Source organism: Coraliomargarita sinensis (assembly GCF_003185655.1).
In the GTDB taxonomy this organism is placed as follows: Bacteria; Verrucomicrobiota; Verrucomicrobiia; order Opitutales; family Coraliomargaritaceae; genus Coraliomargarita_B; species Coraliomargarita_B sinensis.
In genome coordinates, this window is the sequence record NZ_QHJQ01000005.1 from 214,806 (window position 1) to 240,681 (window position 25,876).

Below are 25,876 nucleotides of genomic sequence, written 5' to 3' on the forward strand. Positions count from 1 at the left end.
AGACCACTACAGAATAATCGTCTTACCCGCATGTTTGATTCTTATTGGTGGGATCTTAAACACATCTAATACTGAAAGGCAGAACCAGCCGGAGTGAGCAACGGCATTCGCCGTCGCTCATCCTCTACGTTCGAAAAATATTAATCACTATGCTTGAGAAAAAAGAAATCCCACTAGTCACTGGAGCTACATTGCTGATAATAGGTTTTATTGTTACTCAGGGTGATTGGCCCAGAAATTTAAGTATCTCCGAGCCAAATGTTCAGTGGTATCTTGGCAGAAAGCTTCTTGATGATACTATTCCTGGTGCCATGCTGATGTTAAGCGGTGCCATTTTACTCATAACTGGATTCTTGAAAAAATAAACTGGATTGGGACGGTATTTAAGCATCCAAAAAAGTTAAGATTTAATTTCGAACCAGTCGATGCAGCGAATGCGATTAACGCCGCCAGTGTTAATCTAAATCAGTTGGCTCGTATCTACTGATCTCCACGTTATTTAAAAGAATGAAACTAATCAAAACGCTAGCATTGATAATCGCTCTAAGTGCAGGAAATTTAATCTCTCTGGCATCAACATTCTCAAGTTACGTCGAAGACTACAGATATGACTTTAGCGTTATCGACGAAGATTTGGAATCGGCACCCTCATGGCGCAGTAATGAAGCATATCCACCTCTTTCACCCAGAAAGGCTGACTCAGCCGCTCGTGAACTACTGACCCGTTTGGTTAAAGAACCGGAGAGATGGAAGAGAATAAACATAACTCTGAGTCAGATAAAAGATGAAGAAAAATGGGTATACGTGATTCATTTCATAGGCTTTCATCCGCCAGGGGTCGTTGATGGGCCTGTCCCTGAAATGAGGGTTGTCGTTTTGATGGACGGAAAACCGGTGGTTCCGGATATTGTGAAGTTGAAGAGACCAGATGAAGAATAAATAACCAGTCAGAGCTGAACAATCCCAGTAACGCCGCCTGAAAATTCGAGAACACTTTGAACCAAGAACCCCGCAGGCTGGGATGCCAGTCTTCATCGATCTACAAAAAATTGAAGAAAACAGAAAAAGGGAAGTTCCGGTTCACTGGAATCGATTATGCGATCCTCGCTGCTGTTATTCTTGTTTTAGTGGCTGTCGGAATTAGATTTTACTATGTCTTTAACGCCGACTGGCCAAGTATTTTTGAGTCGATGACCTTAGTCGATTGGGTTATCTCGGCTCTAGTCCTAGGGCTGATAGAATTCATCAGAAGGAAATTGAAGTAAGGCATTTGCCCAACCACAACCAACCGACCAAATGAAGCGTAGATACAGCCGCAGCTATCAACACCTTTGCGCTCCCACCTTCGCCAAGGCTACGGCGGACAGGCCGCGCTACAGTCTTGAGACACCTCATCGTTCTACGATAAAAAAATGACAACCAATCAGTGGATACCAATCATCCTGATTATTCTGAACATCCCCATTTTCCTACTGATCGGGAGAGCGATGTTCGGAAGCTGGTCATTCTTCCTGAGCTGCTTCAAATGGCATTTTATACCCGATTGGCTTTCATTCTTCACAGGAAAGATCTCAGATGACTGGCGCGGAGAAAATAAAACAGGAATGTATTTCCTCGCCTGCCTAAGCATCGTGTTGATTGAGCTAATCATCGTAACGAACTTCATCTAAAAGAACGAATAAAGAAGTAGTATGCCACAATTGACCAACTACGATCCACAAACAATCAAGGGTAGAACCAGCCAGTGGTCTCAATTCCTTTCGCGCTCCGCGCTTCAGCCTTGAGACACCTCGACGATCTACAGAAGTAGAAGAATCTGTTGAGACGAAACTCACAAAAAGACTATCCTTCGAATGAATAGATAAAATTTTTTCTTCCGTTTTCAGGATTCGAGACAAACTAGAAACAAAAGGAATAAAAATGAAAAAAATGATCCCATTACTATTGATGATTGCATTCGCAATCTTAGCTAGCGGTTGCAGCACTTGGATGGGCTGGCCAACCTGAATGTAGATCCAGACGCAGCTATCAACTCCTTTCGCGCTCCGCGCTGCAGTCGCGATAGTGCTCTACGATGTAGCAAATAATAAATAAATTCAACCACCCGCTTCGCTGGAGACACGAAGGCACGAAGAAGAAAAGGAAAAATCAAAACTCTGTGTCTCAGTGCCTCCAACGACCGCAGGGAGTGTGTGGTAAAAAAAAAACAGGGATGACGGGAGAGAAGGCACTCGACCATGGGACACCGATTGGCCAGTCTGGACTACATCCATTCGGAACTGGTCAACCCCATTTACGCCGCCGGATAATCGATAACCACTTAGACTACTAAACACTTTGGCTGGGTTGCCAGTCCTCATCGATGGCAGAAAAAAGGAATTGAATCACTCCACGTCGTCAGACAGATTCACGGCATGAAAATCAAAGCAATTATCCACGAGGCCGAAGAAGGCGGCTTTTGGGCTGAAGTCCCGGCACTTCCCGGTTGCTCGACACAAGGCGAAACCTTGGAAGAGCTGACAGAGAATCTCAAAGATGCGATTGCCCTCTGGTTGGATGTTGGCGAGGATGAAATTGAGCCAGAAAGCACGGATAGAATTCTAGAAGTCGCAGTGTGAAGCAGATTTCTGGAAAAGACTTCTGCAAGCTTCTTGAGTCGCGAGAGTGGAAACTGAAGCGTGTGAGCGGGAGCCACCACATCTTTGTAAAAGAGGGGAAAAGAGAAAGAATCGTGGTGCCCATCCATGGGAATAAACCTCTGAAGCTGGGCCTGCTTAAAGTCCAAATGAAAATCGCGGACATCCAAGAAAGCGAACTCTGATGCCATCCAGCCGCAGCTATCAACACCTTTGCGCTCCCACCTTCGCCAAGGCTACGGCGGACAGGCCGCACTACAGTCTGGAGGCACCTCATCGTTCTAGAAAATAATGCTTTTCATTTACATAGGTCTTGTTGCAGCAATTGCGATCTGGGGAACCAAAAAAGAGGCGGCCATCATGACTGCGCTGTGGGGGGTTGGATTAGTTGCTGTCGTCGCAGCAGGGAAAGATGGGAAAGAAGCAGGATACATATTTAACGCTTATCAAGCGATCGCGGGGATCTACATGGCATTTCGCTTACATCTACTGTTGAATAAAGGGAACTCCAACATGTCAGATATCCATACAGATGAGCCGTTTGAGTTTACCCCACTGAACCACAATTCAAATGATCCCAGAGTGATCTCGAAGCACCCAATTGATGGGCCAGACCCAAGAAAACCAAACTAGAAACAGTCGGTCGTCTCTAGACGCATGGGTTCACCTATAACCGTTAATTGACGTTAATTAACGTTCATTAACGGTTCCTCCCCCAGCACTGTGGCTTCTCTTTTTCGTGTCTTTCGCTTTACCGTCGCTTGCCCCGCAATACATTTACCCGTTCAGCAAAAGCATGATAACAGGAACCAAAAAATCCTCACTTTCACCGAGCCAGGTAATCGATCGTCTCGCCATCGCCATGGCTGGAGGGAACTTCGAGATTCAGAAAAGAGAAAATGAAAGAATCGATTTTCGTCATGGGACCTATCTGACTCAAACTGCTACCATGATGCCCAAGAGGGGAAAGATCACGGTTCAACCGGACGGCGATGGTTCGCGGGTGTGCTTTGAGATCGAGGTCTATGGTTTCGCAAAATATTGGCTGATCTTTTTTGCGGTGATCTTTTGTTGGATGATCTTTCCTCCGGTCGTTGTGTACCGGGCATTATGCTATCACCCCGGCAAGCTGATGCAGAACCTGCTCCAAACTGTATAAAGGCAGAACCAAGAGGGCGCTCGCCACATTCTGTTCGCGCCTGCGTCGCTCACTCCTTGAGACTTCTTTACGATCTATGAAAATTGAAAAAGCAGGCTTCATTGCTTTCCCCGCAGCTGACTTCAAGGCCTCAGTGGTTTTTTACCGCGATCAATTGGGTCTGCCTTTGCTGAAAGAAGGCGAGGACGGGTTGTCCCGCTTCGCGCGGTTCGATTGTCCGGGCCTACAGATCCATGTCTACGAATGGAAGAAAGCATTTAATCGAGCCCACACCGGACTGCAGCTCTATGTCCGGGACGTGGACGCGCTTTACGCTGAGTTGAAAGAAAAAGGCGTCCAATTCAACGGGGCGGTCCGGGAGGAGCCATGGGGTGGTCGCGTTGTGACTGTGAGGGACCCGGACGGCAATCTGTTTGATCTCCTGAATATTGATTTCGAGAGGAAGTTTAAATAGGTCGAATTTCTGGTCCTCGATTGGGGGCGTTCTTTATACCTGCTTTAAGGGGTTGGTTCGGTGGTTTGATCGTAGCGATGGCAGGGGAGTGCCGTCGTCGGTACCCGTCGCACTCCGTGCAGAGCAAAAAAAGGGCTGCAGACACAAACTGCAGCCCTCGATGATAAAGTTTGAAGCCAGCACTAGTGCTTGTGGCCGTGGTGGCTGTGGTCGTGGTCGAGGTAGAGCCCCTTGAACGCGGCGATTTTCTTGCCCAGTGTTTCCGGAGCTTCCGCGCCGGAAGACTGCTTGCTCTTCATGGAGTAGAGGATGATGTGGTGGAGCAGCTCCAGCTTGTCCTTGTAGTGCTCCTGGTCGGGCTTGATACGCTGGGCAAGGAAGTAGTTGGCGGCCTCGTCGATGATTTTCGAAGCGTGGCTTTCCTTGTTATTGACCCAGCGAACGAGCTGTTGGTGATCCTGGGCGGTCAGTTCGTCCTTGTCCGAGAGCTCACGGATCTGCGTGGCGGCTTTGGTGATGGTTTCGACATGCTGCTCCAGTTCGCCGAATTTCAGCTCATCGCCATAGATGCCGCAGGGAACCTGGCAGTGGGCATTGGCGGATACGGCTGCAGCCAGAGAGAGAAGAAGCGATAGAAGTAGTTTTTTAGTCATAGTTAAAATTCTAAGGCTTTAATTGAGAATGCAAACCAAGAGAGCAAACTGTAGGCGGTTTTCATGCTTGTTCTGGCAAGGGAAGCTGTTTTTCTAGCGCGTTTTCTCATGAAGCGCACACACAACTGTTCTCAACTCCGCAAATCCGATGCCGGTTCGACTGCTACTTTAAGCGGTTGGGTCGACTCAGTCCGTGACCACGGCGGTATTCTATTTGTCGATCTTCGCGACCGCGAGGGCCTGACCCAGATCGTTCTCGATCCGGGCAACCCCGCACTGGAGGCGCAATTTGGCTCCATTAAGCCGGAATCGGTCATATCGGTCAGCGGCAAGGTCCTGGAGCGGGGCAACGATGCCGTGAACAAGAATCTCCCCACCGGCGACATTGAGCTGCATGCCACGGAGTTGAAGGTCCTGAACATCTCCAAGACGCCGCCTTTCCCCATGGATGACTCCGCCGACAAGGTCGGGGAAGATCTGCGGATGACCTACCGCTACCTCGACCTGCGCCGCAGCTCCAACCTCAAGCTGCTCAAGTTGCGCCACAAGACCAGCCAGTCGATCCGCAACTTCATGGATGAGGAGGGTTTTCTCGATGTGGAGACGCCGATGCTTTTCAAGAGCACGCCCGAGGGCGCCCGTGAATTTCTGGTGCCGAGCCGGATGAACCCCGGTGCGTTCTACGCGCTGCCCCAGTCACCCCAGCAATACAAGCAGATGCTGATGGTGGCCGGAGTCGAGCGCTACTACCAGCTGGCCCGCTGCTTCCGCGACGAGGACCTCCGCGCCGATCGCCAGCCCGAGTTCACCCAGCTCGATATCGAGCTCTCTTTCATCGACCGTGAGGACATGTATGCCCTGATTGAGGGACTGATGAAGCGCGTCTGGAAGGACGTGCTCGATGTCGATCTCGAAACGCCCTTTCTCCGCATGAGCTACTACGATGCCATGAACCGATTCGGCGTGGATAAGCCGGACATGCGCTTCGGTATGGAGCTACAGGACTGCGGCGAGATTTTTGCCAATTCCGGCTTCAAGGTGTTCAAGGGTGCGCTCGACTCGGGTGGGGCGGTCAAGGCCTTCAATGCCAAGGGCCTGGCCGACCTCACGCAAGGCGAGCTTCGCGATCTCGAGGATGCCGCCAAGTCACTGGGGGCCAAGGGGCTCGCCTTCATCAAGTCCGAAGGCGGGGAGTGGAAGTCGCCCATTCTCAAGTTCTTCTCGGATGAGGAGAAGGCCGCGCTCAAGGAGAGCCTCCAGATTGAGGACGGCGATATCGTCTTCTTCGCCGCCAGCGAATGGGAGCAGGCCTGCACCATCCTGGGGCGGGTACGGCTCGATGCCGCCAAGCTCCTGGTCAAGCGCGAGAAGCTGACCATCGATCCGGCCGACTACAAATTCCTCTGGGTGATCGAATTTCCGCTCATGCTTTTCGATGAGGAAGCCGGCCGCTACGTGGCCTCGCACCACCCGTTCACCGCACCGGTGGAAGAAGATATTCCGCTGCTCGACAGCGACCCGAAGGCCGTTCGCGGGCAGCACTACGACCTCGTGCTCAACGGTGTCGAGCTCGGTGGCGGTTCCATCCGTATCCACCAGCCGGAAGTGCAGAAGAAAGTCTTTGAGGACGTGCTCAAGATCGAACCGGATGTGGTGGAAAGCCGCTTCGGTTATATGCTGCGCGCCTTTGAGTACGGTGCCCCGCCGCATGGTGGCATCGCCTTCGGGCTCGACCGCATGGTCACCATTCTCGGCGGGCGCAGCAGCATCCGCGACGTGATTGCCTTCCCCAAGAACCAGAAGGGACAGGAGATGATGACGGCCAGCCCGGGTATTGCGACCGAGAAACAACTGCGTGACCTGCACATCAAAGCTGTGCTGCCCAAGAAGGAAGAGAGCTAAGCACTGGCGATAAACCTGTTATTATTGAAGTTTGCAGCTGGCATGGTATGCGAGTTGCTCCTTGGCTGTGGACGGTTGCGGACTGAGAGGCAGTTCGACGGCGGCAACTAAAATTATTCAAGAACATGTTTATCAGCGCACTAGAGATTTTCAAACTGGGTATCGGGCCCTCAAGTTCACACACGACCGGCCCCATGGTGGCGGCCGGTGCGTTTCGTGAATGCATGGACGAATATCTCTCCGGCGCCGAAGACAAGGCATCGGACGCTCTTCGTGTGCAGTGTATCCTGAAAGGGTCGCTTGCGTTCACCGGCAAGGGCCACTCCACGGATTCGGCCCTGACTTTTGGCCTGCACGGCTACACGGCCGAGGAGCTCAGCACGCAGGACAGTGCCGAAGTCCTGAAAGCCTTACTCGAAAAGCCCGGTATCGTGCTCGGAAAGTCGGGCGCGACCGTCGCCTTCGACCGGGAGAAGGACGTGGTGTTTGACCGGGGGCCTGCCCTGGAGGAGCATTCGAACGGGATGATCTTCCAGCTCTCGAAGGGGGAGGATGTCCTGCTGGAAAAACGCTATTTTTCGATCGGCGGAGGCTTCGTCTGCACGGAGGAGGAGATCAAGGAACTCGCCGGTCCGGTAAAAATGCACAGCGAAAAAAAAGAACGGCATTACTACGATTGTGCCGAGGAGCTGCTGGAAATTGCGGACACGACCGGACTGTCGATTGCCGAGATTCAGCGGGAAAACGAGCTCTGCTATCGCAGCGAGAAGGAACTCAATGAGGGGCTGGATAAAATTTGGGAGACCATGTGTCACTCCCTGGAGCGCGGCTTCTCGAGCGAGGGCAGACTTCCCGGATCGCTGAAGGTGGAGCGGCGAAGCAAGAAAATTTACGAAAGCCTCAAGCAGGCAGACCGGAACATCACGATCAACGAATGGCTGAGCGTTTACGCCATCGCGGTGAATGAGGAAAATGCGGCGGGGCACTCCATTGTCACGGCACCGACGAACGGAGCGGCCGGGGTGATTCCGGCGGTCTTTTACGCGTACATGCAGCACGAGGGCGGCAAGCCTGCCGAGGTCTATGATTACCTGCTCACGGCCACGGCCATCGGCGGAATCATCAAGCATAACGGATCGATTTCGGGTGCCGAAGTCGGCTGTCAGGGAGAGGTTGGTTCGGCCGCCTCGATGGCGGCGGCCGGCTTTTGTGCGGTGCGCGGTGGTACCGCCCGGCAGATCGAAAATGCGGCGGAAATTGCGCTCGAGCATCATTTGGGCATGACCTGTGATCCTATCGGCGGTCTGGTACAAATTCCCTGCATTGAGCGCAACGCTTTTGGCGCGGTCAAGGCACATGCCGCGGCCAATCTGGCACTCAGCGGCTCGGGCACGCATTTTGTCTCCCTGGATAGCTGTATCGCCGCAATGCAGCAGACGGGCAAGGAGATGTCGTCCAAGTACAAGGAGACATCGCTGGCCGGTTTGGCTGTTACGGTGACAGAGTGCTGATCCGACGGAGGCTCAAAGCCGGATCAACGGCTGGATCGTATCACAAGGAGTGGGCGCTTGCGTTAGTCATCGCAATGTTTTGTATGGCCCACTTGCATGCAAAGATTGACGCCCGCCGGACTTAGTGGATTTTCTTTCCCAGACAGCATTCACCGAGCGAGTTCACGCTTGCCGACACGCCGGGACTGCCGCACGCGCGGAAAGTTCTAGAACAATTTACACTGACCCTCAGTTGACATGAAAGCCGAAGCTCAAGTTTACGAAAAAATTAACACCGTGATTTGCCGGGACGCCGTCGAGGCAAGTGAACAGGTGGCCCGTGAGATCATCGATCTGATTCGGAAGCGCAGCGAGGAATCGAAGCCGGTCGTGCTCGGGCTCGCCACCGGGTCGACGCCCCTGTTGCTCTACAAACGCCTGATTCAGGCGCACCGCGACGAGGGCCTGAGTTTTAAAAATGTCATTACCTTTAATCTCGATGAATATTACGGATTGGAGCGTGAACATCCGGAAAGCTACTGGAAGTTCATGCACGATCAGCTCTTCGACCACATCGACATACCGGCGGAGAACATCAACCTGCCGGATGGTCGGGTGCCGCGTGACGAAGTCTTTGCTTATTGCCAGAATTACGAGAAGCAGATCGAGGAAGCCGGGGGCCTGGACATTCAAATTCTCGGCATTGGCCGGACCGGGCACATCGGTTTCAACGAACCCGGTTCGAGCGAAGATTCCCTGACCCGTATGGTCACGCTCGATCATTTGACCCGTAAGGACGCCGCCCGTGACTTCCAGGGGGAGAACGCGGTGCCCCGCAACGCCATCACCATGGGGATTGGCACGATTTTAAAAGCGGAGAAAATCTACCTGATGGCCTGGGGGCAGGCCAAGGCGGAGATTATCTCCAAGGCGGTGGAAGCCGAGCCGACCGGCGTGCTTCCGGCCAGCTTTCTGCAACTGCACAAGAACGCGACGTTCTACATCGACCGTGCGGCTGCCTCGGAACTGACCCGCATCAAGCGGCCCTGGTTGGTGGGACCATGTGATTGGGAGCGGGTCCTGATCCGCAAGGCGGTGATCTGGCTGGCCAGAGAACGCGATAAGCCGGTCCTGAAGTTACGTGACGCCGACTACAGCGAGTTCGGGCTTTCGGAACTTTTGACGGATTACGGCCCCGCCTATGATCTCAATATTGCGATTTTCAATGACCTGCAGCGCAGCATCACCGGCTGGCCCGGTGGCAAACCGGATGCCGATGATACCTATCGCCCGGAGCGGGCACTGCCGAAGCAGAAACGCTCCCTGGTATTGAGCCCCGAACCGTTGATCGCGGAGATGGGCATGGGGGCGACCATTCGCCGTCTGGTCAGTCAGGGCCATGAAGTGACTCTGGCGCACCTTTGCTCCGGAAATCTGGCCGTTTCGGACCGTGATGCGCTCTACGCTGCCGAGTTCGCCAGTTCGGTGATTGCGGAGGAAGGAGACTCCAACGGAGGCACCGGATCCCGAATTCCTGTCCTTAAAGAACTAAGGGAGAAATCACCTTACGAAGATGCCAGCCCGACCGTACGCGCCTTCAAGGGGCTTCTGAGGAAGAACGAAGCGACGACTACGGGGATGGCGCTTAAACTGGAGTCCAAGCAGATTCGCCACCTCGATCTTCCCTTCTATGAGAAGGGGCGCTACCGCCGATTCAAACCGGAGGAAGACGATGTTGCCATCCTGGTTGAGCTTTTGCGGGAGATTCAGCCGCATCAGATTTACATGACCGGACACCAGTCCGACCCCAGTTCGCTCGATGCAGTGAGCTTTGGACTTTTCAAGCAGGCCGTCGATGAAGTGAAAGCTGACGACTGGTGGCAGGATTGCCGTGTCTGGCTCTACAGCCCCTCCGATTCCCTCATGCCCTGTCACGAAACCGAAATGAGTGTGCCGGTCAGCCCGGACGAGCTGCAGGAAAAGGTCATGGCGATCTACAACTATCATACCCAACGCAGCCAGGTGCCCGGCATCGAAAACCAGGAGGCCTGGGACGTGGCCCGAAGTTTGGGGCGAAAAGCAGCCGAGGAAATCGACGCGCTGGGACTGGCCGAGTACGAGGCTCTGGAGCGTTTTCAACACTGGAAGGAGCAAGCTTAGGCGAACCGATGACCGTTCAAAACCTCAGTATCGTCCCGCCTCTTGATCCGAATTTTGTTTCTCCGTACCTGTGGGAAGAAGCTTACCTGGACAAGGCGCGCGCCCACCCGGAATCCTATACCGCGCTGGTCGACATTCTCAGGCCCGACGGCTCCGGCAAACGAATCGAACTACTCAGTCTTCCTGAGACCGACGAACATGCGGTGGATAACTTTTTTCGCGTCGAACGACTAATTAAATTTTTGCTCTGGCAGGTCGGCGGCTCGCTGGTGTGCATTGACGGTCCGCAGGCCTGGGTGCGTGCGCTCGGGGAAAAATACCAAGAGGGCGGTGAGCGTTCTTTTGATAATGAAACCATCGGCCGGCAGGTTTACGGCGAGGCGCTTCGATTTGAAAAGGCGGCACTCGGCGGAACGGAAGCGCCTTCCCTGAGTAGTCAGGACATCGGCGGGCATACCAGGGGTAACCGGATCGGCTTCGACCTCGGCGGTAGCGACCGGAAGTGCGCCGCCGTGGTTGACGGGGAAGTGGTCTTTTCGGAAGAGATTCCCTGGTCACCGTATTTCGAGTCCGACTCCACTTATCACATCGAAGGCATCCGAGACAGCATCGAGCGCGCAGCGAAACATTTGCCGAAAATCGATGCGATCGGGGGGAGCGCCGCCGGCATCTACATCAATAACGAACCTCGCATCGCTTCCTTGTTCCGCGGGCTTTCGCCGGAAGCCTTGGAGAATGAGGTGCGTCCCTTCTTCCGAAATTTCAGCAGTGAGTGGGACGGCGTGCCGTTTCAAATCGCCAACGATGGTGACATTACAGCACTGGCGGGGGCCATGATGCTGGGCGAGGGCGAATACCTCGGTATTTCCATGGGCACGAGCCTGGCCTGTGGTTATGTCGACCATGACCGGCGCATCACCAGCATGCTCAACGAGCTCGCCTTCGTTCCGGTCGATTTCCAGAAAGACGGACCGGTCGACGAATGGTCCGGTGATGCGGGTTGTGGCGTACAGTATTTCTCCCAGCAGGCCGTCGCCCGCCTGGCCACCAAGGCAGGGCTCTCTTTCGATGCCGACATGTCGATGCCGGTCATTCTCGAAGAGGTACAAAAACTGGCGGAGGAGGGCAACGAACGCGCCAGTCAGATCTTTCACACTATCGGAGTTTATCTCGGGCATACCCTGGCACTGTTCTCTCAACACTACGCCATCAAGCATGTCCTGCTTCTCGGTCGGGTCATGAGCGGGGCTGGAGGGGAATGGATCATCAATCAGGCCAAAGAAGTCCTGGAAAAAGAGTTTCCGGAAATCGCGAAAAAAATAAAGCTATCGGTTCCCGACGATCGTTTAAGACGTCACGGACAGGCTATCGCCGCAGCCAGTTTACCACCCATCGATTAAATTTATTTTCCAGCTATGAACGCCAATACAGATTTTCAGCTATTTCACGAAAAGGCCGATCTTTATCTGCCGCAGGGGGACGATGTCTCCGCGGCATTGAAGAAGACGACACATCTCGGAGTGGGTGCCCACCAGGACGACCTCGAGTTTATGGCGCTGCACGGCATACTCGAGTGTCGAGACAATGAGGACCAGTGGTTTGGCGGCGTGACGTGCACCAACGGGGCAGGCAGTGCCCGACAGGGGCCATTTGCCAATCATACCGACGAGCAAATGCAGGTGGTTCGCGCCGAAGAGCAGCGCGAAGCGGCCCGGCTCGGGCAGTACGCCTACATGGCGCAACTGGATTATCCCAGTTCAGAAATCAAGGATACCGCAGCCGCGGAGAACCTGGTCAACGATCTGGTGAACCTGCTCGAGCGCGGTTCGGTCAAGGTGGTCTACACGCATAATCTGGCGGATAAGCACAGCACACACATCGCTGTGGCGGCCGCTTTGATCAAGGCCATCCGCAAGCTGCCGAAAGAGAAGCGACCGGAGAAATTGATCGGCTGCGAAGTATGGCGCGACCTGGACTGGATGTCGGATGACAAGAAAGTGGTCATGGACCTCGGTAAGGATGCGGATTTTGCCGCCAAGCTGAACGGTCTCTTCAAATCGCAAATCACTGGCAAGCGCTACGATCTCGCGGTAGAAGGGCGCCGCCGTGCCAATGCCACCTTCTTTGACAGCCACAGCACAGATGAATTCGAGCGGGTTTGCTTTGGTATGGATCTTACGCCGCTGATAGAGAACGACGACCTGGACCCGGCTGCCGCGGTCCTCCCGCTTATTGAGGAATTCCGAAAGAGCGTGGAAGCCGAAGTCGCGAAGTATTTTAAGGCCTAATACCAATTTTAAAAAATTGATACTTAATGGTTGTAGCGATGGCACGCCGGTGCCGTCGATGATCGCTCGCACAGATCGATCGACCTTGCTCTTGCAACGCCATCTACGAGGACACACCGTCCTGAAGCTGATATAAGGGCTTCCCCAAAAGAGCCTAAACCTGTTTCTCCATCCAGAGCGGGGTCACCACATACCAGAGAACAGTGGCGATGAGCATGAGCAACTTCATGCTCTCCAGCTCCAGTACACCGGAGAGGTAGAGAACCGAAGGAACCGTCAGCAGGGCCAAGGCGGCGAAGGAGATTATGGAGAGTACGGGTTTCATGCGTGGACCTCTTTCTTGTGGGTGAGTTTACTTAAGACAATGTAGAGCGCTGCGGCGGCAAACCAGCCGGGCAGGCTGACAAAATAGATTTCCATGCGCCCGCTCAGTGCCAGCCAACTACAGGCCGAGCAAACCGCAATCCAGGTGACTAGGGGAACCCAGTTGAAGTCGATGCCACGGGCTTCGGCGTAATTCTTTTTCAAGCCGATCTTATCGAAGAGCCAGAAATCGACAAAAATGATGGCGCCCATGGGCATGAGGATCATGCCGTAGATCGCGACGAAGCCGAGCAACTTCATGGCGACGGCCGGGAACATGCCCGCTACGGTCGCGATGGCTCCGGTAGCCAGGGTGACCTTGAAACGCGAGACGGAAGGCATGATGGCCTGGAAGGCGAGGCCGGCGCGATAAATGGTCGGGTTAGCCGTGGTCCAACCCGCCACGATCACACAGATCAAACCGGCGACACCACAGGCGGCCTCGGCCATCGGTCCCGGAAGCACCCCCGTATTGCTCGGGTCGATCTGCAACTGCAGGGCATAGAGGATCGAAGCACAGAGCCAGGCCATAAAGTGGCCGACGTACATGCCGGAGGCGGAGGCCACGCCATACCAGGATTTCCTGGCATAGCGAAGAACGGAGAGGTCGGACATGCCGACGTGCATGGCCATATTACAGAACCACGCAAAGAAGGTGACGTGCCAGAAGGTGAACTTCGCCTGGCCGGGCAGGGGATCGCCGCCTTTCCAGATTTCCTGGGCCAGGCCCCAGAGGCCACCCATCTCCTCAAGGCTCGAACCGCTGGTATCGATAAACTGCCGGACGCCGACGATCCCGAAGCAGAGAAAGACCAGCACCATCCACGGGGCCGCGATGTTGGCGAAGCGCGCCACCGTCTTGTAACCGTAGGCGGCCACAATAGAGATGACGGCCCCGACCCCGAGAACGCCGAGCACCCAGCCCACGCTGTTCGGCGCGACATCGTTCAGTCCGGGCATGGGGTAGTTGAACCAAACCCCGACCGCAGTGGCCGAGACCGTAATCATGGAGCCCGCCAGAAAACAGAACATGATCCCGTTCGCCAGGTTGTAGAGCACGACCATGCGCTTGCCGCAGATTTTCTCCAGTTGGTAGTAAAGGGTCAGCCGTGCCCGAACTGCAATCGGCGCACAGAGAAACATCCAACTAAAGACCGCCAGCAGGTTGCCGACGAAGAGGCCGACGAGAACATCGAAGGCGCCAACGCCCGCCGCCACAAAGAGCGGCCCGATCATCAGCTCGGTACCGGCACAGTGCTCGCCGGCGTATTGGCCGATGAAACTTTTGAAGCCCAAACGGGCTTTTTCAGGGACAGGTTCGCGTTCGAACTCGTCGTGGGCGTGATGCTCCAGTTCTTCAATGGGGTCTTCTTTCACAGTATGTTTTTAGTTAGGGGATATGTTTGTTGAGCCGAAGCTTAACGTTTGGAAAGCACTTCGGATTCATAAGCCCGCACTTCGTCGAGCCACTTGAAGTCTCCGGCGATTTGGTTCCTATGGCAGAACTCTTCCCAGACGGCACCTGCCGGAAGCATGCGCGCATCCTCCATCAGGGCGAGACGTGCACTGTAGTCGCCTGCGGCTTCCAGTTGCTTCAGCTTTTCATTCGGGCTGAGGAGGGCCAGGAGCAGCGCTTTCTGGGTGGCGCGGGTGCCGATCGCCCAGGCTGCGATCCGATTGATGCTGGCGTCGAAGAAATCCAGGCCGATATGGACCTTGGAGAGGTGGTCGCCACGAACGATTTCTTCGAAGATCGCTTTGGTCGGATCGTCGAGTACCACCACGTGATCGCTGTCCCAGCGCACGCCACGGCTGACGTGGAGCAGGATTTCCGGAATGTACTGCAGGACCGAGCTGATCTTGTCGGCAATACTCTCGGTGGGATGAAAATGGCCGGCATCCAGGCAATAGAGGATCTGATTCTTGATGGCATAGCCCAGATAGAAATCGTGCGAACCAACCACGTAGGTCTCCGACCCAATCCCAAAAAGCTTGCTTTCGACGGCGTCAAGCAAGTGGTCCGTATTGTAATCCTCCTTCAAAATCTCATCGAGGCTCGCCATGAGGCGCTGCCGCGGCGCCGTCCGGTCCGCGGGGCTGTCTTTCATCCCGTCCGGCACCCAGATATTATTCACGCAGGCGCTGCCCAGTTGCTTGCCGATCTCGGCCCCGATATGGCGGCAGCATTTGCAGTGTTCGATCCAGAATTGACGGATTGACTCATCCGAGTGGGCCAGGGTCATGCCGTCGTCGGCCTTCGGGTGGGAGAAACAGGTCGGATTGAAATCCATACCGATCTTCTGTGTTTTGCACCAGTCGATCCAGCTTTGGAAATGTTGCACCCCGATGGCATCCCGATCGGCCTTATCGGAGGAGAAATCACCGTAAATCGCGTGCAGGTTCAGCCGATGCTGACCGGGGACGAGACTCATGGCTTTCTCGATGTCCTGCCTGAGTTCATCGATACTGCGTGCCTTGCCCGGATAATTACCGGTTACGGCCAGGCCGCTGCCGAGCTCGGCGTCCGGACTTTCGAAGCCGCCCACGTCATCGCCTTGCCAGCAATGCATGGAGATCGGGACTTGTTCAAGGGTGCTGAGCGCTTTTTCAACATCCACGCCAATTTCGGCGTAGCGCTCGATTGATTCTTTGAAAACAGAAGACGACATAAAATGATAGACTTTTGATGCCTCCGTTCATCCCCATGAAAAAAGTTCACTCCAGAACCGCGGCAAAACAATCATTCTTTCTGCAACTGGTTCCCTGGCTGGTCTTGGGGTATCAACAAAGGCTTTAACTAACTGGTGTTCAAGCCTACCTGATCTAAGCCGCCTGTGAGGGGCTTCAAGCACTATTTTCAAGCATTCAATTGAGACGCAACCAAATCGGGTGAAGGACTGTCCACAATGCCAGCAATTCAGACTAATTTCCCCCGGGGTTAGTATCGCCTATCCTGGTAAGTTCTTTGCATAGTATTGTAGACGCTTTTTTAAGTCGTCGGTGTGATTTATCCCCCGATTCGAACGGCAAGTGTGGATAACACCCTGTGCTGACAGCCCACAGCCGGCAATGATGCGATGCCCCGCAGACCATGCGCCAGCACGACGCCGCTCCGCCGGGGGATAAATCAATCCGATAGCGTCCACAGGTATAACACGCTGTAGGTTTGGACATATCCCCTCTTGCCTACTGCCGTCCATCCACTCCGCATTTTCGCAATAATCCGAGAATAGCTTATCTTTGGAGAAAGGTCTGTTTTGTTTGCAGAGCTTTTCCGGTTCTGTCCAAATTCAAGCTTCGATATTCAATCACAATAGCCCATGCCAAAAGCATCCTACCTATTTCTGTTACTGTGCAGCCTCCAGGCGCTCTCTCTGCATGCCATGTTTCTGCGCGAACGCCCGGAACAGGCGCAAAAGCCGAATATCCTGATTCTCTACGCCGATGACTGGCGCCACGACACACTCGGGGTGGCGGGGCACCCGATCGTGAAGACGCCCAATCTCGATAAACTGGCGAGCGAGGGTGTGCGGTTCACCAACAACTACGTGACCACATCGATTTGCGGCGTCAGTCGTGCATCACTCTTTACCGGTCAGTGGATGTCGCGTCACGGTTGTCGCGGTTTCAAAATGTGGGACACGCCCTGGCACCAGACCTTTCCGGCGCTTCTGCGCGAGAACGGCTACCACACCGGCCATGTCGGTAAATGGCATAACGGAGAATTCCCGGGAGATAAGTTTGATTATGGTACCGCCTACCACGGTAAGCATTGGTATGAAACGGGCAAAGAAAACGACTGGCGTTTGATGCACGTCACGCAGCGCAACGAGAACGATAGCATGAAGTTTCTGCGCGAACGGCCGAAAGATAAACCCTTTTGCCTGACAGTCGCTTTTTTCGCGACGCACGCCCAGGACGACCATCCCCTGCAGTTTCTACCGCAACCGGAGAGCCTGAGTCTTTACGAAGGCCTGCATATTCCCGTGCCGCCCAATGCGACCCGGGAATCATGGGAGCGTTTGCCCGATTTCTTTACGGCCGAAAACGAGGGGCGCAACCGCTGGCGCTGGCGCTTCGATACGCCGGAAAAATATCAGAGCATGATGAAGAACTACTACCGCCTGGCTACGGAAGTTGATACGACCAGTGGGCGAATTCTGGCAGAACTCGAGGCACAGGGTGTGCTCGAGAACACACTGGTGGTTTTTACCACCGACAACGGATACTACCACGCCGAGCATGGCTTGGGGGACAAGTGGTATCCGCATGAGGAAAGCATTCGGGTGCCGCTGATTATCAAGGACCCCCGCATGGAAGCCAGCACCCGAAACACAACCGATGAAAGCATGACGCTCAACGTCGACCTGGCCTCGACCATCCTCAGGGCTGCGGGCATCACTCCCCCCGAAGGCATGCAGGGGCGAGATTTGTCACCGTTGTATTTGGCCGAGGAGAAGCCCGAGTGGCGTGACGCGTTCTTCTACGAGCATCCCACCTTGAGGGATGCGGACTTCATCCCGGCGTCCCAGGCGCTGGTGCGTCTGGACTGGAAGTATTTCTACTGGCCGGAGCAGGAGGTGGAGCAGCTTTTCCATCTGGAAACCGATCCCCGTGAAGAGAATGATCTGGCCCCGAACGAAGCTTATGCAGGGAAGCTCAAGGAAATGCGCCAGCATTTCCACGAACTCAAAAACGCCGCGAAATAAGCACGCCTATCCAGTACCGATTATGAAATTTCCACTGACCATTATTTTGGCCGTCGCCTTGAAGTTACAGGCGACCGTGGTGCCCTACAATTTTCCGGAGAGCTTTCCGGTGAGTGAACGTTATCAGGTCAAAGTCGACCAACATACGATTGAGCCCCTGCAGACAGAGCGCGGGGCGATTTTGAACTTTGGTATGAGCGAGCCGGTAGAGATTCAGGTTGCACTCGATCAAGCCCCGCAGGACGTCGTGATTCGCCCGCTCCATGCCGGCATCGAAGCCAGGGTCGAGGGTCGGGTGCTGCGGTTCCAGTTGCCCCGGCCGATGAATCTCAGTGTGGAGGTCGATGGCGATATCAGCGATCCATTGTTGGTGTTTGCCAACCCGAAGGAGTTGAACGCGCCCTCCAGGGAAGACCCCAAGGTAAAATACTACGAGGCGGGCAAGGTGCACCAGGAGGATGAAATTTTTCTGGAGCACGGAGAGACGCTCTATCTCGAACCGGGGGCTGTCGTGAATGCGGTGGTCCGCGCGGTGGATGCGCGTAACGTCTCCATTCGCGGTGCGGGAATCCTCAACGCCGGTTACCGGAAGCATAAGATCAACCAACTGGTGCTGCGCGAGTGTGTGGGGGCACGGCTCGAGAATTTTATCATTCTCGATAGCTTCGGCTGGACGATACACCTGAGCGGCTCGGAGGATATTGAGATCGACAATGTCCGGGTGGTGGCCTGGCGGGCGAACTGCGACGGGCTGGATATCGAATACTCCAGCCGGGTCCGTGTGAACAATTGCTTCTTCAGGACCTACGACGACTCGATCGCAGTCAAAGCACTCTATCCCAGAGGTGTGGCGGGGGTTCCGCTACAGGAAATGATCGATCCGGAGACCCTCGGGAAGCACGACGTGCCCGAAATAGAGGGCGATGTCATCGGTGACATTCTGGTCCGTGACAGCGTCTTTTGGACGGACGGCGCCCAGAGTCTGGAGATCGGCTTCGAGTTGCGTGTGGACCGGATTAAAGGCATCACCTTCCGTAACTGCGATGTGATACACGCGCGCGGAGGCGCTGCATTCTCGATCCATAACGGCGACCGTGCGATCATTGAAGATATCGTACTGCAGGACATACGTATTGAGAACGTGAAGCGGCTTTTTGATTTTCATGTCGGCCTCTCGATTTACAGCGACGACTGCCCGGAGCAATTCCGGCGCAGCAATCCGAACCGCGAACCACCTTCCCGCCGCCCTGAAATGGCGAATAATCCCTGGCAATGGTTCGTGCCGCTGGATGAGCATTTGCCAAAATATCAGGACAACCGCGGCTTGGTCCGTAACGTTGCCGTGCGGAGCATGACCGTGCTGGAAAAGCCCAAGGTGCCTTCGATCCTACAGGGTTACAGCCCCGAACGGACGATTCAGGATGTGACCTTCATTAACCTGAAAATTGCCGGGGAACCCGTCCTGTCAGCGGACGACCTCGACCTTTACCAAAAGCATACCCGGAATGTGCGTTTCCTTGCGCCTGACGACATTGCCCTTCGCTTTGATCCGGTCATACGGGAAATTGAAGGCTGGACCGTGCTCGTCGAGCCCAAGCTGTTACCAGGCGGAGCGGAGGCGGAAGTTGGGAAACGAGCACTTTCCATGCTGCAAAACCATCTGGAACGCATTGCCATCCTTCTTCCGGAAAAACAGCTCGCGGAGCTGCGCACTTGTGAAATCTGGCTGGAATACGACCACCCGAGTTTGGGTAGTATGCAATACCACCCGGGAGAGGAGTGGCTGATCGACAACGGTCACGACCCGCGACTGACCAAGAAGGTTCACATCACCCAGGCGGAGGACTTGTTGTCGCGTCAGCAGATGCTGAAGCACCCGGCGGTAATTCTGCACGAGTTGGCGCACGCCTATCACGACCTGATCCTCGGTTTCGACGAGCCACGCATCCTAAAGGCCTACGAGCAGGCGATGGAGTCCGGCAAATACAAGGAGTCGCTCCTTTTTACCGGGGACTACGTCGAGCACTACGGCTGCACCAATCACAAGGAATACTTTGCCGAAAGCACGGAAGCCTATCTCTACCACAATGATTTTTACCCCTTCGTAGCCGCCGAATTGAACGAACACGATTCCGCCGCGTTCGAATTGATGGCGGATATTTGGGGCACTAGAAACGACTGAAACCAGACGAACCAAGTAACCCCCTATGAAGTGCTCCATGGCCCTCCCAGTTTTTAAGATCCCAGGACGCAGGTTTTTATTCGCCGCATTAATTCTGGCACTTACTCATGCGGTCGCTGCTCTGAACGCCGAGGAGGTGGACCTCTCCGGAATTTGGTCTTTTGAGTTGGATGAAGCCAATGCCGGTGTGGATGGGAAGTGGTTCAACCGCTCATTGACGGACACCGTTCGACTCCCCGGTACGACCGACGAGAACAAGAAAGGTATCCTGAAAGACGAAGCGCCGACCGACCGGCTTTCGCGGGTGTGGTATTGGAAGGGCCCTGCCTGGTATCAGCGCGAGGTCATGATCCCGGAATCATGGGGTGGGAAGCGCATCACGCTCTTCCTGGAACGGACGAAGAATGCCCGTGTTTGGGTGGATGATACATTCATCGGATGGGACGATACCCTGAGCGCCCCACACATCCATGATCTGACCGAGGCAATGACTCCCGGAGCGCATACAATTACTATACTGGTCGATAATTCCATCATGCCGCCTGTGGGGCCTGCCCATGCCGTGGATGAACGCACACAGACCAACTGGAACGGGGTGATCGGGCGGATTGAGCTTCACGCGACAGACCCTGTCTGGATCGAGCACGTCGAAGCTTATCCAAATATCGAGGCGGGCACCATAAGGATTGTGGCCGAAATCGGCAACGATACAGGACAGCATATTGAAGGCGGACTATCTGTGGAAGCTGAAACCACAAACACGGAAAACGCGGTCGAATACCGGCCGACAAAAGTCGATTTCGATACGCGTGAGAACCTTCTCCGGCTGGAGTTCACCTACGACCCCGGAAAAGAGCTTCCGCTTTGGGATGAATTCAACACCACATTGCTGCATTTGAATCTGAAGCTGGAAGCGAGGGGCGGGGGCAAGAACTATGCACATACCAAGGCGATCCGCTTCGGCATGCGCAGCTTCACCAGTGAGGATGGCCGGTTTCATGTGAACGGGAAGCCGGTTTTTCTGAGAGGGCGGACGGACTGTGCCAATTATCCCATTACCGGCTATCCGCCCATGGATAAAAAATCCTGGCTGAAGATTATGAGAATACACAAGGAGTGGGGGCTGAACCATATTCGCTACCACTCATGGTGCCCGCCCGAGGCTGCCTTTGCCGCTGCCGATGAGCTCGGTATCTACATTCAGGCCGAGCTTCCCAACAAGCGCAGCGGCTTCAAGGCGGAGGAAAGTAATGAAGCAGCCTACCACAATATTGACCGACTGGCGGGGAACGAATCGACGGATCAAGTGTCGCTCTGCGATTACGGCAAGCGCGAGGGGGAACTGATCCTGCGTCACTTCGGTAATTCGCCTTCCTTCTGCATGTTTACGCTCGGCAACGAACTGGGGCGCAATGAAGCGATGTTTGAATTCGTCCGCCACTTCAGGTTTCTGGACCCACGCAAACTCTATGCTCAAGGCTCGAACAACATGCACTGGAATCCCAGTTATGCCGAGGGCGACGACTTCTGGGCCGGTAAGTCGCTGGAAAAGGACGATCGGATTGTCCGCGGCTCGGACTCGATCTTCAGTCACGGCCTGACGCCGCACATCGAGAATCTTCCTCCTTCGACCATGGTCGATTACAGTGACGCGATCGAGGGCTGTCCCGTTCCGGTCATCGGGCATGAAACGGGGCAATTCCAGGTCTATCCAGACTTTCGTGACATTCCGAAATTCACCGGCGTGACCCGGGCGAGAAACTATGAAATCTTCCGTGAACGCCTGAAAGAGGCTGGCATGCTCGACCAGGCGCAGGACTTCGTCGAGGCCTCCGGAGCACTCGCTGCGATCTGCTATCGTGAAGATATTGAAGCGGCACTGCGGACACCCGGCTTCGGCGGCTTCCACCTGCTGGACATTCAGGACTTTCCCGGGCAGGGGACTGCGCTGGTGGGAATGCTGAATGTTTTCATGGAACCAAAGGGCTTTATCGCTGCGAGCGAGTGGCGTGAGTTCTGTAGTGCTGTCGTGCCGCTCATCCGCATGGAACGATATACCTGGACGCAGAACGAACAGTTCAGCGCCAGGATTGAGGTCGCTCAATACGGCCCGGGGGATCTCAGCGGGCATACCGTTCGTGTTAGCCTGATTGACCGGGAAGAAAACATACTTCACCAAAAAGATTTCCAAGCGGCAGATCTTCCGACAGGCGGCTTGCATCAGGTTGGCGAATATGTACTCGAATTCGGCTGCCTCGAAGAAATAGCAGCGGCCAAATTAACCCTGAAGGTCGCCATTCTCGGCACGCCTCATGTGAATCGTTATCCGATCTGGCTGTATCCTGAAAACGTCCGTACTCAAGTTCCACCAGGAGTGCGTCTCACTCGCTCTTTTCAAGATACGGAGACGCAGAAGTATCTGCAAGAAGGGGGCAGGGTACTGCTAATCCCAAAACTGGATGAGTTGCCTCAGAGTATCGAGGGAGCGTTTCAGAGCGACTTCTGGTCCCCTATGTTTTCTGTGGCTGCGATCAAGCGTGGTCAGGACCCCGCACCCGGCACCCTCGGCTTTCTCTGTGATCCCTCTTCGCCCGCCTTTGCTTCTTTCCCGACTGAGTCACACAGCAATTGGCAGTGGTGGCAACTGAACAAGAATTCCAGACCCATAATCCTCGACGCGACAGCTGATGATTTTCGACCGCTTGTGCAGATGATTGATAACTTTAACCGAAATCATAAGCTCGGACTGATTTTCGAGACACGAGTGGGTCAGGGATCGATGCTCGTTTGTGCGATCGATCTGCCGGGCATCAAACATACCCCCGAGGCGCGACAGTTGTTGCGCAGCCTGCAAGATTACGTCGCCTCGGATGAATTCAAGCCCGGGTACGAGATCGAGCGGGATGTCCTCGATAAATTGTTCCCCAGGTAATGGTCAGCGTGCACCCAGCTTCCATTCACGAATAAAGTTCGCCCAAGCCGTCTCCAAGCTCGAGCTTTCTCCCAACGCCTTAAAGATCATCGAACGGTGGAAGGCGATTCCGGACCTGACCAAATGGAGACTCGACTCAGGGTGCCCCGACCAGGAGGGGTCCTCATCGAGCGGACATTTTTTTATAATCCGCTCAATCCAGGCGGACAGCTTGGGGCCGACACACCAAATTACGGAATCATTGGCCGCTACTTCGCGGAACAATTTTGGTGTCTGGTATTCGATGACTGGATGATTGTCGGTGTTGACGGGATACAGGTCAAAGAGCGTTCCCGCTTCGGATAAATTTCCGGCGTAGAAGAAGGGTATTGATTCGGGCTCGGCTCTCACCATGTCCGGCACCGTCATCGACCAGTGTAAGCCCCGGACCGCATTCAGCATAACATTACGGTTGCCATCGGCAGGTACCGGGAACGGAACTGCCTCTCGGCGTGCGATCAAAGCGACTTTTTCTTCTCCGGGCACAAAATTGTTCCGCCACATGGTGACGTCGCCGAAGACTTCCAGCATTGTCTTCGCGATTACTCCAAACTCGTATTCGGTCAACTGATACATAGGCAGCCACTGCACGAACACGCCGTCCGGGTTCAGGCTTTCCAGTACCGATTTGTAGTGGTCTTTTGAGTACAAGCTACCCGCACCTCTCCGATAGGGTAAAAACAAGTCCGCGTTAATCATATCGAAGCGTTCGTTGCTTGCCATGAGATAGTGGCGACCGTCCTCAATCCGCACCTCGGAGCGTGGGTCCGTGAACAAGCCGCCGGTCATCGTCGGAGGGATCCATTTTTTTGAAGCTTCCACCACTGCAGGTGTCAACTCACAGGTGACGACCCGCTCAATGCTGGGAAACCGTTCATCGAGTGCGGCACCTGCCGAGATGCCCGTGCCAAGCCCGATGAAAAAGACGCTCTTCGTGTCCGGAAAGAGATAAAGCGGGATGCGGGATTGGTTCGCCTGTTCTTCAAAAGCGGCGGTAGAGCCCAATGCGTAGGAAGAGTTGACCAGCACCGCCCGATGCCCGTTGGCTTTCTCGATTGCAGATACGGTACAGCCACTTTCCTCCCAGACCTCCAGTATTTTGGCAGGCTTCTCCCGGGAGGTTTGCGCGATGACAGGTAGATCGGAGGAGTCGAAAACCGTGAAGAGCATGACCAGCGCTGCAAATCCAATGAGCCGTAAAGCTACACCCGAAATCTTCCATCCGACCGGCAGCAAAATGGCCACAATTAGATAAACTGCGGTTAACATTTGCTGCGTTCCCCACATGCCCCAATTCGGCAGCAAGATAAATCCGCAGACCACCGAGCCCGTGATCGCTCCGACGACATTGATGGCCAGAAGCTTGCCGAGCATTTCTCCGGGCACACGCATATTGCGCTCGGCTACCTTCATTAAGAACGGAAAAACCGTACCCAATAGAATACAGACTGCACCGATACCTCCAAACCCCATCTTGACGAGATCCCGGATATAATCGCCCCAGGCATCGATGTCCTCAACCGGCTTAAGCCCATCGGTCGCATGCATTAACATGCCGGGGCCAAAAATGAGCAGGACCCCGCCTGATGTTGCTAGAATGCCCAGTATCAGCAGTGGCCGTCTGACCGTACGGGACAGGTATGAACTGATACACGCACCGATCGCCAGGCAGACCAGAACAACCGCAAGAATGATGGCGTAGGAATAAACTGAATTCTCGTGCACTTGGGCGAAGATTCTCATCCAGACCACTTCCAGGGCCAGAACGACAAAACCGGAAAAGAAACAGAGCAGTGATAGCGGTAATGTCCCGAAGCGGGAAGTGGGGGCCGCATCAGTCTTTTCACCAGTCTTCGATTGATCCGGGGGCGGATTCGTCACGGATGCGCTTTTGCCCGAAATCTTCCATGCCCAAATCCCGACACCGATTGAGATTGATAAAGCCAGCGTGTAACTAATGCCAAAGCCGAATGAGGGCACCCAAATAAACGCCGCAAACAAGACGCCGAGCGCGGCCCCAAAAGTATTGATCCCGTAAAAGAATGAAGCAGTCCGCCCAAAACGACTCCGTTCACGAATCATGACCTGGCCGATCGCCGGTATCGTTCCTCCCATGCAAAAAGAGGCGGGAAAGACCAGAACCGCTGCCAGACCAAATTTGACACACATAAGCCAGAACTCTGCCGAGACGGACTCGTAGAAGAATGGATAGATGGCTCTGAACGCATAGAGAATGCCGAAATAGGCCAATGCGGCCAATGCGATACCAAACTCGAGGCGTGCGTAGAGCTGCATCGGCTTGGCGCTCGCACCGGCACGCCGACCCCACCACCAACTGCCAGCTCCGAGGCCAGCGAAAAATGCGGCAAGCGTAATCGAGGCCGCCTGAGCGGTGTTGCCGAAAAGAAAGCCCAACTGCCGCATCCAAAGGAGTTGATAGACGAGACTGGCAAAACCGGAAAGGAATACCATGCACATGACGGCAAGCGTCATTGACGTATCGCTTTGCTGCCCGCCAGGCTCCGACCGCTTTTCTTTTGTGCTGCGCTTTGGTTGCTGAGTCATCGTTTTCAAGCTGGCAATAGATCATTGAGTCCGCTTTCTGGGAAGGGAATTTATCCGCAATGTCATCGCTGTCCGATCACGTTTGAATGGATGCCATTTTCAAGCATTCGAATGAGAAGGGTCCTCCATGTTTTCAGGGCATACTTTCACTTTGTCGTGATTGATGAAATCGCATCGGCCCGGGTAGCAGATCTGGAGGGAACGCAGGCTATATCCGTAGGACCTCACGATTTCGTTTCTTCGGCCACCGTGTAAAACAATCGTAAATTGTAAGTCTGTATTCATGTGCCCATACTTATTCAATTATCGTAATTGGGTGGTATGCCCCATATTATAAGGCTCTT

The 25,876-nt window shown here is 54.5% G+C and carries 21 protein-coding genes; 16 read left to right on the forward strand and 5 right to left on the reverse strand.

The genetic code is table 11. From position 1 onward, the window contains the following. Positions 1 to 149: 149 nt before the first annotated feature. From DDZ13_RS08925 to DDZ13_RS08965, 8 genes are all read left to right on the forward strand, one after another. On the forward strand, positions 150 to 365 hold the full coding sequence (locus tag DDZ13_RS08925) for a hypothetical protein (protein WP_110131100.1): 216 nt from the start codon (positions 150 to 152) through the stop codon (positions 363 to 365). 142 nt (positions 366 to 507) lie between these two features. Beyond that, positions 508 to 939 (forward strand): hypothetical protein, encoded by a 432-nt coding sequence (locus DDZ13_RS08930; RefSeq protein WP_110131101.1) that lies wholly within the window; start codon positions 508 to 510, stop codon positions 937 to 939. A 473-nt stretch (positions 940 to 1,412) separates the two neighbouring features. Continuing rightward, positions 1,413 to 1,670: a hypothetical protein gene (locus tag DDZ13_RS15735; RefSeq protein ID WP_233246127.1), complete on the forward strand. Its 258-nt coding sequence runs from the start codon at positions 1,413 to 1,415 to the stop codon at positions 1,668 to 1,670. A 744-nt stretch (positions 1,671 to 2,414) separates the two neighbouring features. Then, positions 2,415 to 2,618: a type II toxin-antitoxin system HicB family antitoxin gene (locus DDZ13_RS08945; protein WP_110131104.1), complete on the forward strand. Its 204-nt coding sequence runs from the start codon at positions 2,415 to 2,417 to the stop codon at positions 2,616 to 2,618. Next, the gene (locus DDZ13_RS15945) at positions 2,615 to 2,821 is read left to right on the forward strand and encodes a type II toxin-antitoxin system HicA family toxin (RefSeq protein ID WP_110131105.1); all 207 of its coding nucleotides are present in this window, start codon (positions 2,615 to 2,617) and stop codon (positions 2,819 to 2,821) included. The genes DDZ13_RS08945 and DDZ13_RS15945 overlap by 4 nt, the downstream gene beginning before the upstream one ends. A gap of 106 nt (positions 2,822 to 2,927) precedes the next feature. Further along, complete coding sequence (locus DDZ13_RS08955) at positions 2,928 to 3,269, forward strand: hypothetical protein (RefSeq protein WP_110131106.1); 342 nt, start codon at positions 2,928 to 2,930, stop codon at positions 3,267 to 3,269. A 106-nt stretch (positions 3,270 to 3,375) separates the two neighbouring features. Beyond that, positions 3,376 to 3,795: a hypothetical protein gene (locus DDZ13_RS08960; RefSeq protein ID WP_146209313.1), complete on the forward strand. Its 420-nt coding sequence runs from the start codon at positions 3,376 to 3,378 to the stop codon at positions 3,793 to 3,795. A gap of 76 nt (positions 3,796 to 3,871) precedes the next feature. After that, positions 3,872 to 4,249: a VOC family protein gene (locus DDZ13_RS08965; protein ID WP_110131108.1), complete on the forward strand. Its 378-nt coding sequence runs from the start codon at positions 3,872 to 3,874 to the stop codon at positions 4,247 to 4,249. Between the two features lie 182 nt (positions 4,250 to 4,431). Here DDZ13_RS08965 and DDZ13_RS08970 read toward each other — a convergent pair whose 3' ends face one another. Beyond that, positions 4,432 to 4,902 carry a superoxide dismutase [Ni] gene (locus tag DDZ13_RS08970; RefSeq protein ID WP_110131109.1) on the reverse strand — a complete coding sequence of 157 codons (471 nt, stop codon included), beginning with the start codon at positions 4,900 to 4,902 and terminating at the stop codon, positions 4,432 to 4,434. Positions 4,903 to 5,010: 108 nt separating this feature from the next. Here DDZ13_RS08970 and aspS point away from each other — a divergent pair, with 108 nt between their 5' ends. From aspS to DDZ13_RS08995, 5 genes are all read left to right on the forward strand, one after another. Further along, positions 5,011 to 6,804: an aspartate--tRNA ligase gene (aspS, locus tag DDZ13_RS08975; RefSeq protein WP_110131110.1), complete on the forward strand. Its 1,794-nt coding sequence runs from the start codon at positions 5,011 to 5,013 to the stop codon at positions 6,802 to 6,804. 125 nt (positions 6,805 to 6,929) lie between these two features. Further along, positions 6,930 to 8,315, forward strand: a complete 1,386-nt coding sequence (locus DDZ13_RS08980; protein ID WP_110131111.1) for an L-serine ammonia-lyase — start codon at positions 6,930 to 6,932, stop codon at positions 8,313 to 8,315. Between the two features lie 237 nt (positions 8,316 to 8,552). Continuing rightward, entirely contained in the window at positions 8,553 to 10,454 is a 1,902-nt protein-coding gene (gene nagB / locus DDZ13_RS08985) for a glucosamine-6-phosphate deaminase (RefSeq protein WP_110131112.1), read from the forward strand. 8 nt (positions 10,455 to 10,462) lie between these two features. Continuing rightward, the gene (locus DDZ13_RS08990; RefSeq protein ID WP_110131113.1) at positions 10,463 to 11,854 is read left to right on the forward strand and encodes an ROK family protein; all 1,392 of its coding nucleotides are present in this window, start codon (positions 10,463 to 10,465) and stop codon (positions 11,852 to 11,854) included. 15 nt (positions 11,855 to 11,869) lie between these two features. Continuing rightward, the gene (locus tag DDZ13_RS08995) at positions 11,870 to 12,742 is read left to right on the forward strand and encodes a PIG-L deacetylase family protein (RefSeq protein ID WP_110131114.1); all 873 of its coding nucleotides are present in this window, start codon (positions 11,870 to 11,872) and stop codon (positions 12,740 to 12,742) included. Positions 12,743 to 12,896: 154 nt separating this feature from the next. Here DDZ13_RS08995 and DDZ13_RS15495 read toward each other — a convergent pair whose 3' ends face one another. Genes DDZ13_RS15495 through DDZ13_RS09005 form a run of 3 tightly spaced genes read right to left on the reverse strand, consistent with a single transcriptional unit; the run spans position 12,897 to position 15,774 of the window. Beyond that, on the reverse strand, positions 12,897 to 13,067 hold the full coding sequence (locus DDZ13_RS15495) for a hypothetical protein (protein WP_158279857.1): 171 nt from the start codon (positions 13,065 to 13,067) through the stop codon (positions 12,897 to 12,899). Further along, positions 13,064 to 14,482 carry a purine-cytosine permease family protein gene (locus DDZ13_RS09000; RefSeq protein WP_199221091.1) on the reverse strand — a complete coding sequence of 473 codons (1,419 nt, stop codon included), beginning with the start codon at positions 14,480 to 14,482 and terminating at the stop codon, positions 13,064 to 13,066. The genes DDZ13_RS15495 and DDZ13_RS09000 overlap by 4 nt, the downstream gene beginning before the upstream one ends. 41 nt (positions 14,483 to 14,523) lie before the next feature. After that, complete coding sequence (locus DDZ13_RS09005) at positions 14,524 to 15,774, reverse strand: L-rhamnose isomerase (protein WP_110131115.1); 1,251 nt, start codon at positions 15,772 to 15,774, stop codon at positions 14,524 to 14,526. Between the two features lie 714 nt (positions 15,775 to 16,488). Here DDZ13_RS09005 and DDZ13_RS09010 point away from each other — a divergent pair. From DDZ13_RS09010 to DDZ13_RS09020, 3 genes are read left to right on the forward strand one after another with little or no spacing between them, the layout of a single operon-like run. Continuing rightward, on the forward strand, positions 16,489 to 17,814 hold the full coding sequence (locus tag DDZ13_RS09010; RefSeq protein WP_343192835.1) for a sulfatase family protein: 1,326 nt from the start codon (positions 16,489 to 16,491) through the stop codon (positions 17,812 to 17,814). A 22-nt stretch (positions 17,815 to 17,836) separates the two neighbouring features. Continuing rightward, a complete protein-coding gene (locus DDZ13_RS09015) occupies positions 17,837 to 19,996 on the forward strand; it encodes a glycosyl hydrolase family 28 protein (RefSeq protein ID WP_158279858.1) in 2,160 nt (719 codons plus the stop codon). A 37-nt stretch (positions 19,997 to 20,033) separates the two neighbouring features. Continuing rightward, entirely contained in the window at positions 20,034 to 22,928 is a 2,895-nt protein-coding gene (locus DDZ13_RS09020) for a sugar-binding domain-containing protein (protein ID WP_110131155.1), read from the forward strand. A gap of 3 nt (positions 22,929 to 22,931) precedes the next feature. Here DDZ13_RS09020 and DDZ13_RS09025 read toward each other — a convergent pair whose 3' ends face one another. Next, positions 22,932 to 25,532, reverse strand: a complete 2,601-nt coding sequence (locus DDZ13_RS09025; RefSeq protein WP_110131118.1) for a fused MFS/spermidine synthase — start codon at positions 25,530 to 25,532, stop codon at positions 22,932 to 22,934. Positions 25,533 to 25,876 lie beyond the last annotated feature (344 nt).

Coding starts and splice junctions, on each gene's coding strand:
- DDZ13_RS08925 (WP_110131100.1), top strand. CDS start 150: ATGCTTGAGAAAAAAGAAATCCCACTAGTCACTGGAGCTACATTGCTG.
- DDZ13_RS08930 (WP_110131101.1), top strand. CDS start 508: ATGAAACTAATCAAAACGCTAGCATTGATAATCGCTCTAAGTGCAGGA.
- DDZ13_RS15735 (WP_233246127.1), top strand. CDS start 1,413: ATGACAACCAATCAGTGGATACCAATCATCCTGATTATTCTGAACATC.
- DDZ13_RS08945 (WP_110131104.1), top strand. CDS start 2,415: ATGAAAATCAAAGCAATTATCCACGAGGCCGAAGAAGGCGGCTTTTGG.
- DDZ13_RS08955 (WP_110131106.1), top strand. CDS start 2,928: ATGCTTTTCATTTACATAGGTCTTGTTGCAGCAATTGCGATCTGGGGA.
- DDZ13_RS08965 (WP_110131108.1), top strand. CDS start 3,872: ATGAAAATTGAAAAAGCAGGCTTCATTGCTTTCCCCGCAGCTGACTTC.
- DDZ13_RS08970 (WP_110131109.1), bottom strand. CDS start 4,902: ATGACTAAAAAACTACTTCTATCGCTTCTTCTCTCTCTGGCTGCAGCC.
- aspS (WP_110131110.1), top strand. CDS start 5,011: ATGAAGCGCACACACAACTGTTCTCAACTCCGCAAATCCGATGCCGGT.
- DDZ13_RS08980 (WP_110131111.1), top strand. CDS start 6,930: ATGTTTATCAGCGCACTAGAGATTTTCAAACTGGGTATCGGGCCCTCA.
- nagB (WP_110131112.1), top strand. CDS start 8,553: ATGAAAGCCGAAGCTCAAGTTTACGAAAAAATTAACACCGTGATTTGC.
- DDZ13_RS08990 (WP_110131113.1), top strand. CDS start 10,463: ATGACCGTTCAAAACCTCAGTATCGTCCCGCCTCTTGATCCGAATTTT.
- DDZ13_RS08995 (WP_110131114.1), top strand. CDS start 11,870: ATGAACGCCAATACAGATTTTCAGCTATTTCACGAAAAGGCCGATCTT.
- DDZ13_RS15495 (WP_158279857.1), bottom strand. CDS start 13,067: ATGAAACCCGTACTCTCCATAATCTCCTTCGCCGCCTTGGCCCTGCTG.
- DDZ13_RS09005 (WP_110131115.1), bottom strand. CDS start 15,774: ATGTCGTCTTCTGTTTTCAAAGAATCAATCGAGCGCTACGCCGAAATT.
- DDZ13_RS09010 (WP_343192835.1), top strand. CDS start 16,489: ATGTTTCTGCGCGAACGCCCGGAACAGGCGCAAAAGCCGAATATCCTG.
- DDZ13_RS09015 (WP_158279858.1), top strand. CDS start 17,837: ATGAAATTTCCACTGACCATTATTTTGGCCGTCGCCTTGAAGTTACAG.
- DDZ13_RS09020 (WP_110131155.1), top strand. CDS start 20,034: ATGGCCCTCCCAGTTTTTAAGATCCCAGGACGCAGGTTTTTATTCGCC.
- DDZ13_RS09025 (WP_110131118.1), bottom strand. CDS start 25,532: ATGACTCAGCAACCAAAGCGCAGCACAAAAGAAAAGCGGTCGGAGCCT.